This is a genomic window from Bacteroides sp. An19, assembly GCF_002160215.1.
Classification (GTDB): domain Bacteria; phylum Bacteroidota; class Bacteroidia; order Bacteroidales; family Bacteroidaceae; genus Phocaeicola; species Phocaeicola intestinalis.
On sequence record NZ_NFKD01000047.1, the window covers coordinates 21,183 to 34,641 of the forward strand.

The window sequence follows — 13,459 nt, forward strand, 5'->3', positions numbered from 1 at the left end:
TCAACCATTTACGGTTTGATAATTAAATCGTACTTCGTAAATCGGAAAATAGTAAATCTCCGCATGTTATTCCACTACTTTCACCGGTGTCTCATGTGCCAGATTCACATTCCCTGTCGTAATGACTACGGCACCCTCTTCCATACCGTCACCCGTCACCGTATATTCGGTCATATTCTCCAGTCCGGTCTGCACGTAGTTCCATATCGCTTTTCCGTCTTTCAGGGTAAACACCACCTGTTTGCCCGAACGCAATACCACTGCGGTTTTCGGGATAACCAACTGGCCAGGTACCGAACGCTTCACGCTCACCCTTGCGTTCATCCCGTCGAACAGCCTGCCTTTCCCGTTTACCAGTGCTTTTACCTTTACCATCCCGTTTTCGTCTACCGATGGATTGATTTCTGCAATGCGCCCCTGCAAGCTGCCGGAAGCTACCGTATAGGGCGTCACTTCCACCCTATCGCCCGCTTTTACCAACGGCAGCTCGCTCTCCAGCACCGTAAATGCCACTTCCATATCGGTTGTCGAAAGAATGCGGCAGAAAGGTTTCCCACTTTCCGGCATGTTGTATTCCTTGTTGTCCAGGTCGGCAACGATGCCGTCAAACGGTGCCGTCAGCGTAGCTTGCTCCAGTTCGCGCTTTGCCAGTTCATAGGCAGCCTTGCTCTGCCCGTATCCGCTTTTGGTAGCAGCTAATTTTTTTACCTCTTCGGGCACGGCTTCCATCCGGTCGGGAGCATACCCTTGCCCTATCAGCACATCCTGCATCTCCAGCCGGGCTTGCTCCAACGTATATTCCGCCTGTGTCAGTTTGTTTTGCAGGGAAAACAGGTCCAGTTCGGCTATCTTCTGCCCCTTCTTTACCCGGTCGCCGTTCTTCACATAGACGCGGGCTACCGGTTCGGTCGCAGTACGGAACTGCAAGGCGGCATACCGCTTGGCTTCCACCTTGCCGTTGCTCACCAGTTCGTGCTCGAAAGCCTGTTTTTTCAAGGTCATTACACTCACCTCCGCCACCCGTGCGGGAAGCACCGTTTCCACTCCCTCCTTTTCGGAGGCATCTTTTTTCTCTTCGCCGCACCCGCTCCATATTCCCGCGGCAAGCAGCAGCATCACATATCCGTAGCGTGCGTTCATATTTATTTATCTTCTATTAATTTACTCCATTCCCGTTTTGCGGTCTAAGGCCGATGCAATATTACACCAAAAAATATGATTATTATCATTCTTTGCCGCAAATATTCTTTTCCCGTCGGCAGATACTGTAAACAAGTTTATTTTATCCGCAACATTAAACCGCGACAATAAATTTCCTTCCCAATCCCACACCTGAAAACAAGTCACATCCGAAGCTTCATTATCGGGAGCGTATTTTACGAAAATAAAATCTGCCGTATACGAACATCCCCAATAATACATTCCTTCCCTATGAAAAAACTTTTGCGGGTCGGATATTTCCTCCCCGACACTATACTCAACCAACAAATTACCGTCAAAATCGAAAAAACGGACAAACGGGAACTTGCTATAAAAAAACGCAATGCGTTCTTTATCCGCATTCACCGCCACGTTTACCGCCCGATACTGAAAAGTTTGTATCATATCTGCTTCCGGCTCGTCCTCTTGAAAAGGAGAATCAGGCATATCAGACACATCACCGCTTGTCGTATCATACAAGCTCCACCCTCCTTGTCTTTTACCAGGTTGAATCAAGACTTTTCCGTTCTTCAAAGGGTACAGATTCTGACAGACATCTTTTTCCCATTCAAGTTGCTTGCGCCCATCTATTTTCAATCCGCCTTCAACATCTACAACAGTAACAAGCGGAACACCTAAGCCTATAGCATAAAACCGATGACTGTCAAGAGGCCGTATCCATCTGAAAGGAAGCATGTCATTAGAACCTCCGCCATAAATCAAACCGCTATACCGGTATTCCAAACTGTGAACATCAAAGACATCAAACAACGTATCTTTATGAAGATTGGATATAATCAAGTAATCCGGAAGGGCAACCATCCCGGTAGCGTTCAGCAAAACGCCGCTATCTACACTGTCCATTTCAAACACCTGCACATCAGCCGGCAAAGCGATGCAAAGGCCTTTGCTTGGCGACTTCGAACAAGCCGCCAAACAAAGTACGCTTATTATGTATAAAAATATCTTCATCCCCGTCAAGGTTTATAATATGTACATGAAGAACTTCCCGATGCCTGTTTAGCTATGACAAGATTTCCACAAGGCTGACAACAAACAACCACAGGATATGCCATTTGAGACAATTCTTCTGGAGTAGGAGAAACAATAAACGCCATACAAGAAATTTTTTCTTCATCTTTCCATTCATCACCCGCCAACGCTTCTACGTTAGCCAATGCCAAATCCGACAATACAACATCTTTCTTAGAATAATATACATTATAACCTGCAACGAATGCGATAGCTGCAGCAAATATTGCTTTCAATAAAAATTCTCTCATTTTACACTTTTTTAAATTGTTCGTTTGTTTAAATTCCACCTTCCACGAAGCGGCAAACATCTTGTTTGCACAACTTCTAATTTGTTACTAACTTTGCATTGGTTACACCTCCTTCTATTTTTTAGGTTTAACATCGGATGGAAGACGAATGGACTCTCCACAGTTTAATCCATCTCCCCCCCTTCTTATCTTCTCATTTTTGAGTCGGCCAGGCCACTTGTCCGAAAAATGAATATATACTGCAACTACCCACGGATATATACTTCATCGGCCCATGCAGTATATATTCATTTTCGGAAGGTATAATCTCACGCGTTTCCCGTTGGCGTCACCCTGGCGCAAACCATACCGCATCGCCTCACCAGAAACGACTCTCATAACTCAATCTGTTTTTCCTCCAATATCTTCCGGGTCTCTTCCTTCATCTGCCTTACAGCCGTCGAGGGCACCTTCGGTTCTTTCGTCAATACCACCCGTGCCGCTTCCCGCAACTTGTCGGGCTGGTAATTGTCGGGATACGAAAAGAGCTTCACCATCAGGTAATACGGATAAATGCGCGACGGCACCCGGTTAGCCGCCCGGCGGTAATACCGCTCGGCACTGTCGAAACGGTACATCGCCGACTCGTTCTTCCCTATCAGGTTCAGTATCATCGGGTCTCCGCTCACTTTCAGGGCTTCTTTCAAAATAACGGTCGATTCGTCCCACAATCCTATTTTATGCAGCGAGCGGGCATACTCGAAAAGGAAACGGGGATTCCAGTCTACCCACGGATAAGCGTAACACGGATTTTCATAAATCTTACGGTATTCACCCGCTGCCTGTCTATACATTCCCGCCTGATACAATACCTGGCTTTTGCTCCACAAACGGTACTTCTCGGCTATATATTCCTTTTGTAAATACAATTCGACACACACTATGCAAGTTATCCACGCGATGGAGAAGCACACCAGGTTCTTTATTTTTCCCGGCCGTAACAACCTCACCAAGGCAGGAAACAGCAACAAAGCCAGTGTCGAGACCAAAGCCGGGCACTGAAGCGGATAAGAAGCGAATGCAAAAATAGCAAAAGCAATCAAACCACCGCTCAATCCGCATTCCAAATACTGATGCATGACGTAAATGCCCCATCCTATCACTGCCAATGCCACCACCAATACAGGAATGCCCCATGCCAACGCCACTTGCAGGTATTCGTTGAACACATATTCGGGAGCGTCCGCCACCCGTGCCTCGGTTTCGGTATAATCTCCCTTAGCGAAATAGTCTTCTTGCGCCTGCCCGTACACAGCCGCCACACCGTTCCATCCGTTGCCCGTCAACGGATGTTCCTGCAGGGCGGAAGCAGCCACTTTCCACATCAGCAACCTTCCATCTGCCGAATCCTTCTTCAGATGATACAACCCTGACCCGGCTGCGACAAGGGCTACAAACGCTACCGCTACTATCGTCCACGTAATTTTTTTATAAGGGCCAAACCATTTTGCCATCGTATAGGGAGTCAGCGACACATATACATATCCCGCCGAAACAAGAGCGGCAATCCATGCCGTCCGGCTCATGCCCGCAGGCAATACCAGCAAAAGCGACACCAGCGTGACCCACCCCATGCAACGGAGGAAGTTCCAGCACTTCTTGTCGTACAGATACCAATAGACGCATTCATGAACCGCCACCGGAAAGACGATTGCCAAGAATCCAGAATAAGGCCCCGGATTGGCAAACGAACCGGTCACGGCAAACCTCGCATGATTAGAAGGCAGCCAGCCCCACAACTGTGCCAGCCCCCACCACGCTTCGATTATCCCATACAGCATCAATACAGCCGACACGACATTTGCTATACGCGGAAGCGTCTCCGCCTGGAAACGGGGCAAAAAACACCCCATAAGCGGGACAAGCAAGTACACACACCAGCATCCGTACATCCAGCACCACGCCTCTTCCTGCGTTCCCATAGGCATATCACCCGCATTCAGCAAAATCACACTGAGCGGAAGCAAGGTCAAAAGAAACCAAATGGTGTACACCGTCTTATCCTTGATTTTCTGCTTCAACCTCCACTTTTCTATCACTCTATCTTCTTCCATACTCTTTCCCAATTTATTGTTTCCGTATACGGGTCTACCGACTTCCATATCCTTGTAGCCTTGCCCACGATGTAACATTCGGGCAACAAGCCCCAGTAACGCGAGTCTTGCGAGTTAAAACAGTTGTCACCGCCCATAAAGTAATAATTCTCGCGGAAACGGTAACCCGTTATCCGTCTGCCCTCCAAATAGAAGCCATCGTCCTCTTGCACCAACTTTCCCCGCTGTTCCCATTCTATCAGGTTCCTGTAAAACAGGTAATGGTTCCGGTTCATTTCTATCGAATCGCCACGGGCTGGAACATACAACGGACCGAAATCCTTTACCGTCCAGCCCAGCAACGAATCGTATGGAAACGTGTAATAAGAACGGTTACGCACCATCTCCTCCCTGCCCGATTTTTTGGACAACAGCCGTGAAAGCCGTTCCTGTGCATCCGTGTTCCCCACCGGGACATCTGTTCCATGCACCCGGTAATGGGCATCCCTTATCTCCACCGTATCGCCAGGCTCGCCGATGCAACGTTTCACGTAATACAGCAGCACATCAAACCCGATGCTGTCCCAGCGTTCGGGGTAAGGGAAATTGAATACCAGCACTTCCCCACGGCGGAACTCTTCCAAGCCGGGCAATCTCCGTATCTCAAACGGGCGGTGTTCAGCCGCATCCCATACATTGAATATACGCGCCCCTTTCAGCGGTTTGTTCACCAGCACATAGTCGCCCGGACGCAACACAGGCACCATCGAATCGGAAGGGATGGAAAACGAGGCAAACAGGAACACCTGACCTGCGATGCGCAACACAATCCATACCGCATACAGGCATACCGACCACATCACTACCGTATATACCCTGCCTAACCACTTCTTGAAGTTTATCCGTATCCGTTTCATTGTCAATTATCAATCGTCCATTGTCAATTACCAGAATATCTGCATCCCGTCGCGGTACTCGAAAATCCGCTCGTCTTGCCCACGCGTATGGTTGCGCAGGTACAGCAGGCTGCCAGCAGGAACACGGTATGCCAGCGAGTCGGACACGGCAGTCATTACACCAGCCGAACGCCACTCGCCGGCGCAATAGAACAGTTCGTAACGGTCGCCCCGACGGATGTAGTCGTCACGGTTGCGCGGCGTATAGACGATACTCCTTATTATATAAGGCTTCCCAAGGTCGAGTCCTGTCCAGCCACCGTCTGCTTCCGGATAGTCGAAAGAAGTATAGGGGTCGCCGTCGAAAGCATTCGTATATTCGTGCCCGCTGTTGTCACCCGGCGTGCCGATTACTTTTCCCCTCAACGGCAAGCTATCCGGCTGCACACCGTAAAAGGCTATTTCAGCCACATCGCAATGGCTGCCCGCCTTACCCCGGTAGCGCACATAGCGGTAGGGCTTGCGGTGGTCTGTCTGTACCTTAGTAAATAAACGGTAAGGGCGGTCCTTTACTACAAAAAGTGTATCGGCATGGCGGAAGCGGCTGTCATTGCTGCCTTCGAACACGCCCCCTATCATGCGACCGCTCACACCGTCCAGGTAAAGCGGAAACTTATGGAATACCGTCACCGGCTCTTCCCGTTCTCCGGGAGAAAGGAAACGTATTTCTCCCGTAGGACGCTCCAGTACAAACGGGTCGGAACGCATCTGCAGCCTCCCGTCTGCATACGAGGCAAGCCGGAACACCATCTGTCCCTCCACATCGTGGAACCTCGCTTCGCCGTCCGTTACACGGCACCATGCCAAAGGAGTCCAGTCCATCCGGCACGAAGCGCACAGGTACAACAGTTCGTCTTCCTGTACAGGCGGATAAATCCGGTCTTCCGCTATCCGAACAGTGTGGTTCTGTTTGCCGGCATATACAGCGGTCACGTCCTCCATGCAAGGATAACGGAAGGCGGGGGGCAGGTCTTCAGGTGCCGTGCGGAGCGAATCTGTCATCTGCCGGTTCAGGCTGAACGTGGCGCGGTACACCTTCCCTTTCGGATCCCAATACGCATCTGGATTGGCTCCGTCGGTCATGTTGTCGAGCAAAGTGAAATAATACCCACGACCCTCCTTGTCGAACATCACGTTCCAGCTGTGCGGAGCGTTGCGGTTGCCGCGCATCAGCATGATGTCTTTGGCACACGGAAGCCCCACCGCCCTGTATACATACAGCAACAGGTCGGTAAACTCCTTGCAGCTGCCCGAACGCCATTCCACCGTCTTCGGCCCGATATGCGGACTGGGTTCGAACTGTCCGGTAAAATGTATCGGAGCCTTGCGCAGCGAGTCGAACAACGCTTCCGACACAAAGCGCGGGTCTTCCGCTTCGGGCAGCTTCCGTATGCTGTCCAGCAGTGGGTTATACCGTTCGTAAATCTCTTTCCGCCACGGTACAAGCCGTTCGTCACCCACCCGGTAAGGCAGGATGTATTCGCAGAACAGGCTGAACGGCACGTTCTTGCCCCAAGGCTGCTCACGCCACACCTTGAATGCCCACTCGATGTTCTCTATCAGGTACTCGGGCGAGATGCCCACGTCACTTGTCTGCCGCAGGCTGGAAACGTCCAGCCTGCCGTAAGCGCGGCTGACCGAGTCTATCACTTCCTCCGGCGAATACTTTCCGGTGGAGTGCAGTTCGTACAGTTTCAGCTGCGCGTCCATCGAGGGGGCATCGTTGGTAGCGTGGTAAGGCAGGTTCTCTATCAGGAACAAGGCGGCACGGTATTTCAGCGAATCGTCCTTGCAGTGGTCAAGCACACGCTGAAGCTGTGGGTTCTCAGCCAACACGTCGTCCACGCCGGGAATAAAAGTCTTCTGCCTGCCGCAGCCACAGAGCAGGAGGAGCGACATCAAAGGGATAAACAAAGGTTTCATCGGTTCGTTAGTTTTCATATATTGAATGGCTAAAATGCTTTTCTTGAATTTCATCAAAATATTTTTGAATCATTACCTGAGAACTTTTACTCGGCACAAAAACATCCAAGACTTGTAAAGACTTATCCAATATAAAATAATACGGATATCCATAATCTTCAAGAGGAATACCTAAATCCATTATATTCAGGGATTCATAGTCTTGAATTCCATATAATTGCTTTTGCCGATTAAAATTTACATCGTTCTTATAAGTACTGACAAACAAAATATTATCTTTTCCGATGACAACATTTTTTCCCAACAAAGTCTTAATTGTAAAATCAATACAGCTTTCACAATCCAATTCAGAAAAGCGACAAACCAAAATTTTATCCATTCCACTATCAAAGAAATCATGTAAACATTTCAATTCTCCTTTTTGATTCTTCCCGCTAATATCTTGAATCCGACGAGCGTTATTTTCCATATTCGCCCTCAAATTAATCTCTAAAGGCATAACTCTCTTACCCTCCTCTTCCAGCATCAACAATTGAGCCATCACATTCTTACGATAATAAAGGAAATTAGCAATAGCAAATACGTTTATAGCTAACAGAAGAATTATTATCCCTATAAGATATTTATTCATAGCATCAAAAATCCTTTAATTTGAACAATACCAAAATAGGGTTATCCTCTTCCTTCCAACGAGTGACAAGTGCCTTGTCGGGTGTTGAAACCATAGAACTTTTAGAAAGCGTAGAAACTTGTTTGTCAGGATAATACAAAGATATAAACTCATCACCATATACACTCTTCGGGAAAGCGACAGGAGGAATCTCCTGCAAGTCCAACAAAGCCTCAGCACCTCCAAACGACTTTCCTGTTCTTTTATCCCGATAGACGATACTCCGCAAGCCTTTATAATCATTACGTAAAAAGAAAACTTGATGAGTAAAATTTTCGAGATACTCTCCTATAAAATAATAATAATCATTTTGCGACAATTCATTATGTAGTTTCCTGCCTGAATATTCCAGATACTCCGATGGCAATTTCTTACTTTCATAGTCCATGACATACGCCGCCTGCAACCGATGTTCTGAAACATTGTAATGATAAATCGTATCTTCATAATTCTGGGTTATTTGTATATTTCCTTTATTGTTATACAGATAAGTATATCCACCATAATTCGCTTCATGATGCAATGTCGGCAACCCCGCATACTTTAAACTGAAATCTTTGCCGGTTATCAGCAATGTATTATCACGCAAATCACCTAAATGTTCATTTCCAAAACTGTCAAGCGACTTAAAAATATACCCGTTAGGCGTTACTGTAAAGTTATAAAAGCCCAAAGGCACTTTCTTCTGTTCTACGAACTCCCCAGCCGATGTATAGAAAAGTAAATACGGATGCTGGTAAGCAACCAGCATATCATTTTCTTTATCGTATGCGATATCATACAATTTATATAATTCACCCGGTCCTCCTCCATGAGGTATCCTTTTTACAAATTTACCAACATGGGTAAAAATCACAATCCCTCCGCCCTTGAAATCATCATATACATAAATATATGAATCCGTAACAATTATCTTATACACATTACTCAATAAACTTTCGTCAGTTGTCTCAAGAGAAATCATGCGGAGTGATTTGACCAAACTTTCAAAGTCAAACTCCCTTTCACCAAGAAACGGATTCAAATCTATTTTTTCAACCGTCTGTTTGCTACTTTGCAACACAACCGCAGAATCAAGCCGCAACGACTCTATCTGTTTGGTAGTAAACCCTGAATTTTGATGATTCATCGTGCAATTCATCATGAGTCCACACAAAAAAAAGAAAAATACAACCTGCTTCATAAAAACAATTAATCAAACAAGAAAACAATATCATTGAAAAAACAACGACATAAAACCTCATAATTAAAATGAGGCCATCTCAAAATCTTCTTAAAACAGTCTACAATTATACATCCAAGCACTCACTTCAACCTGTATTTGATAATTATCGGATTATCATCTTCTTTTATGCTATTAATCTTGTCCAAATTATCTGCATCCAACAAGTGTTTGTCTATATACCTGTCTATTTCGTACGGATGCATAATTGAATAAAGCTGCTTGCCGTTTAAATGTAAGCAAAAATTAAGACTGGGGTTCTGCTTGTTCGAATGCAATATAATCCGCCCTGACATCCTGTCGTATATAACAGTTTCCCTGCCGCCATTCCTCATTATATAAAAATACAGATACGAATCATCCATCATTTTAATGACCGGAACAGGGTAATCGGAACGGAGAAGATAATCATTTATTTTCTCCATATTTTGAACGGTTTTCTTCAAGCTCTTTTCACTGGTCTTTTTGTCCGACACATCGCCAAAACGTTCTTCCATTTCCTCTTTCCGTACATCTTTTCCACCAAACGAATAGGTGATATATTTATTCAATTGCCGGTTCTCACCAATATTGTATATCGTATAATCCAAACACAAGGGCAAGAAATACAACCGGTCATTCATCTGTACAAAAGGGTTATAATTCATAGTCAACGTACAGACAAAATCATCAATATAAACTTCGGTTGAAGCTATCTCTTGCCTGGAATAATCACAAAAACAAATTACGGCATCTTTCTCTCCAAGCATGGTTGGCAATAAAATATACGAAATGTCATCTAATGGATAAAAACGTGAAAACGTATGGATATTCCCATTTTTCAAATCCTTCTTACCTTGAAATTGGAAGGACAAGTCATACGCATATATAATACCGAACGGATTCAGGATTTCGATGTGCTTGGTATAAGGGTTGTAAACAGCGTCTGTCAATATGGTATATTCATTCGGCCCATTTCCTCTACATGCTTTTGAATTGGAAATGTACCTGCCGTCCGCTGAAAATAAATATACTGTCTGTTTTTTATCTATAATAAGATAAACGCCTATTTCATCGTAAAACGCTATTTTATGAAATTGGTCAATAAGACAAGTGCTGTCTGTTTCAAGCGGCACCACTTCAATAGCGTCAACGAAAGCATTCATCGGTAAATCCTCATTGTCAAGATAATCTATATCAGTAACATCACGGTCGTCGGACGCCTTTTCCACACACGAGAAAAACATTACCGAAAATACGGTTATCAAAAACAGGTTTACTATCTTCATAAAAACAAGCATTTATACTTTTTGTTCTAATATCATTATTCAAACCACTCTTTATCCGCTCCAATCATCATACATGCTCATTACCATTCTACATAATGAATATACATACCGACTGGAACGGAATAAATTCGAGTTATCAAATGGCTCTTTATATCACATTAATTACATTGACTTGAACAACTTGTCCATGTATAACCTACAAACTGACAATAATAATAAGTTGCTTCACCTACAAAACATATCGCTCCACTGCGCATCCAACAAGCACCACCATTCAGACCACAAACAATTTCTATATCACCAGATCCTTCATCTCTAGCCAACGCTTCCACATTGGCAAGAGCCAGATCTGACATCATTTCTTTATCCTGTGCCTGATAAGCCGTTACGCCTGCTACCACAGCCAAAGCGGTTGCAAACGTAATTTTCAATATATTCTTTTTCATCTTTTGCTAATTTTTTATGTTATTGTTGTTTTTCATTGATACCTGCGAAGCCGCAAATCTCCGATTTGCGAATCTTCTGTTTTCTTCTTAACTTTGCAACGGTCTGTCCTCCTTTCTATTTTAGGGTTTGACTGGAGTGGAGATATACAAGCTGTCTTCCTAATGTACCCTGTATCGTTTCTACTCCTTTTATAATATGAATGTTCACATTTCACCTGATTGCCTGTAGGGGCGTATCGCATACGCCCTGAAAAACATCCACTTGAATAAGTATGTGCATTCGGGCGTATGCAATACGCCCCTACATTGGCTGTTTACGGATGTTCATCAAAAGTCATTGTCAATTGTTTACCGCTTCTCCCGTCACGCTGATGCGCAACGGGGCATCTGCCGTGTTGCAATACACGTCTACCGTCTTGCGGAAATGACCTGCCTCATCCGCCTCGTAAACAATCAGCAAGGTGGTTTCCTCGCCCGGACGCAAAGGACACTGGCTGTATTCCACACACGTGCAACCGCAAGAGGTATCCACCCCGTGTATCACCAAAGGAGCATTGCCTGTGTTCTTCAGCGTTACCTTCCGCTCTTTCTTCTCCCCCATCGGGAAAGAACCGAACCGCACATCCTGTTCGCTTAACGAAGCAGAGGTCTGCTTCGTACCGGTTGTTGCGGAACGCTTGCCGCCGATGATGTTCAGGTAAAGTTCCTTCACCTGCGGATTATGGACGGGATTGCCGATGGCAACTACCCGGTTGTCCTTATCAAGGAGGAAAGTCTGCAGAGCCATCTCCGAAGGGAAACGGTTCACGCGGTTGAAAGCATCCTCACGGTCGAAACACACCGGATAGGTAAAGCCATCGCGTCGTGTCAGATAGGTTAACTCGCGTGCATCTTTCGGATGGAAAAAGAACACGTACGACAGCTTGTCCTTCCCAAACAACGAATCGGTCTCCGCTATCAGCTGTTTCCACTTAGGCAGCTGCAGCTTACAACTGGTGCAGCCAATGGAGTCGACATACGTCACGATGCGGTAAGGAGCAGACTGCCAGCGGAAATCCACTGTGTCCCTGCCCTGTACCGTATAAAGCAATCAGTTTTGTTTTCATAAGTATTTCATTTTTTGTTTCCACAAAATTCTGAAAATTGATAAAAACAGCCAAATATTTTGCGTGACAATTTCCGTTACAGCGTTACAACGAGCGTTACACTTCTTCTGTATCTTGCTGGTTTATAGAGGAATGAAAGAAAAGCCCGAATGTCTCTTTTGATAGTTTCTCTTTCAGGCGATGCTTGCGGGTACGCAGGGTGGTTTCCTTACATCCGATGCACGCGGCTATCAGGCTGGTAGGATAATTCATAAGAGAAAGCAGGCAAAACAGCAAGTCATCTTTAGTGATTTGGGGATGCTCCGCTTGCAGCCGTTTCACGAGTTCATCAAACAGGGCGAGGATTTCTTTTTGGAACACTGCCTGTTCTTTTTTCGAGAAAGGCTTGCCGTTGCCTTTCTGTATGGCATTGATTCGCTTTTGCCATGCCGTTTGTTGAAACTGCCCGATAAGTGTTTGCATTTCTATGGCTGCTATCTCTTGGTACATCGCACTCCATTCTTCAGGGTTCCGCCGGTTCTGTTCAGCCACATATTCCTTGATAGCGGCCAATCGGTTTGCGACCAGTTGTTTCTCTAATAGCAGGTAGCGGCGCTTCTTGCGCTGCACGAAGAAGAAAACGCCGGTACCGCACAGCAACAGTGTAATACCGATTCCTCCCCACAGGTAGATGGCATTTTCACGCCGGTCAGCCTCCTCCTTTTGAAGGTCTATCTCTTGCCGATACGCTGCGGTCAGTCTTTCTATCTTGTCTGTTTGCCGCAAGGCGTAAAACGAATCTTTATAGATTTGGAAAGAATCAGCATAGACGAAAGCCAAATCCGGATGTGCTTTCCGATACAGCTGTGACAAGTTTTGAAATGCCATAGCTCGGGTAGAAATTTGAGGATCTTTCGTTGCTTTGAGAAAATAGAAGGAAGCCGAATCGGTGTTCCCCAATTCTTGAAATGATTCAGCTTTCAAATAAGGGTCGGTTGTTGCACGAAGCTCTTCTGCATACCATTGGGCTTGTACTTGATTGCCAGTCAAACGGGCATGTAAGTTCAATTGTCTTAAAATATATCTTTCGTAAGATTCATTTTTTAATTGACGGGCTAATACAATCGCTCCTTGATAATAATGGTAAGCACTGTCGTATCGATTCAGCAGCATAAAGATGTTCCCCATACTATATGCGGTGATGTAGCAATCCAACGTATCGGGATGTGCGTCTACATACTTCTGCATTTCCCGATAGTGCAAAAGGGCTTGCCGGTAGAAACCTTTTTGATGGTAAAGATAACCCAAGTCGTAGTTCACCAACATCCGTGTAC

At 45.7% G+C, this 13,459-nt stretch carries 12 protein-coding genes; all 12 read right to left on the reverse strand.

Translation table 11 applies throughout. From position 1 onward, the window contains the following. Nucleotides 1–66: 66 nt before the first annotated feature. Nucleotides 67–1,140, reverse strand: a complete 1,074-nt coding sequence (locus tag B5F25_RS15095) for an efflux RND transporter periplasmic adaptor subunit (protein ID WP_087250503.1) — start codon at nucleotides 1,138–1,140, stop codon at nucleotides 67–69. 21 nt (nucleotides 1,141–1,161) lie between these two features. Next, nucleotides 1,162–2,172: a hypothetical protein gene (locus B5F25_RS15100; RefSeq protein WP_087250505.1), complete on the reverse strand. Its 1,011-nt coding sequence runs from the start codon at nucleotides 2,170–2,172 to the stop codon at nucleotides 1,162–1,164. Nucleotides 2,173–2,177: 5 nt separating this feature from the next. Beyond that, on the reverse strand, nucleotides 2,178–2,483 hold the full coding sequence (locus B5F25_RS15105) for an NVEALA domain-containing protein (RefSeq protein WP_087250523.1): 306 nt from the start codon (nucleotides 2,481–2,483) through the stop codon (nucleotides 2,178–2,180). Nucleotides 2,484–2,857: 374 nt separating this feature from the next. Then, nucleotides 2,858–4,576 carry an O-antigen ligase family protein gene (locus B5F25_RS15110; protein ID WP_162614430.1) on the reverse strand — a complete coding sequence of 573 codons (1,719 nt, stop codon included), beginning with the start codon at nucleotides 4,574–4,576 and terminating at the stop codon, nucleotides 2,858–2,860. After that, the gene (lepB, locus tag B5F25_RS15115; protein WP_087250509.1) at nucleotides 4,558–5,472 is read right to left on the reverse strand and encodes a signal peptidase I; all 915 of its coding nucleotides are present in this window, start codon (nucleotides 5,470–5,472) and stop codon (nucleotides 4,558–4,560) included. Before lepB ends, B5F25_RS15110 begins: the two co-directional genes overlap by 19 nt. A gap of 27 nt (nucleotides 5,473–5,499) precedes the next feature. After that, entirely contained in the window at nucleotides 5,500–7,452 is a 1,953-nt protein-coding gene (locus B5F25_RS15120) for a discoidin domain-containing protein (protein ID WP_140406957.1), read from the reverse strand. Beyond that, a complete protein-coding gene (locus tag B5F25_RS15125; protein WP_087250512.1) occupies nucleotides 7,442–8,065 on the reverse strand; it encodes a hypothetical protein in 624 nt (207 codons plus the stop codon). The genes B5F25_RS15120 and B5F25_RS15125 overlap by 11 nt, the downstream gene beginning before the upstream one ends. Before the next feature lie 4 nt (nucleotides 8,066–8,069). Next, complete coding sequence (locus B5F25_RS15130) at nucleotides 8,070–9,287, reverse strand: 6-bladed beta-propeller (protein ID WP_087250514.1); 1,218 nt, start codon at nucleotides 9,285–9,287, stop codon at nucleotides 8,070–8,072. A 122-nt stretch (nucleotides 9,288–9,409) separates the two neighbouring features. Then, nucleotides 9,410–10,594, reverse strand: coding sequence for a 6-bladed beta-propeller (locus B5F25_RS15135; protein ID WP_022040481.1), 1,185 nt, complete (start codon nucleotides 10,592–10,594; stop codon nucleotides 9,410–9,412). 158 nt (nucleotides 10,595–10,752) lie between these two features. Then, nucleotides 10,753–11,040 (reverse strand): NVEALA domain-containing protein, encoded by a 288-nt coding sequence (locus B5F25_RS15140; RefSeq protein ID WP_087250518.1) that lies wholly within the window; start codon nucleotides 11,038–11,040, stop codon nucleotides 10,753–10,755. Nucleotides 11,041–11,380: 340 nt separating this feature from the next. Continuing rightward, nucleotides 11,381–12,130, reverse strand: a complete 750-nt coding sequence (locus B5F25_RS15145) for a DUF1573 domain-containing protein (RefSeq protein WP_087250519.1) — start codon at nucleotides 12,128–12,130, stop codon at nucleotides 11,381–11,383. A 112-nt stretch (nucleotides 12,131–12,242) separates the two neighbouring features. Beyond that, nucleotides 12,243–13,459 (reverse strand): hypothetical protein (locus B5F25_RS21885; protein WP_162614431.1); only part of this gene is annotated, 1,217 nt, incomplete at its 5' end.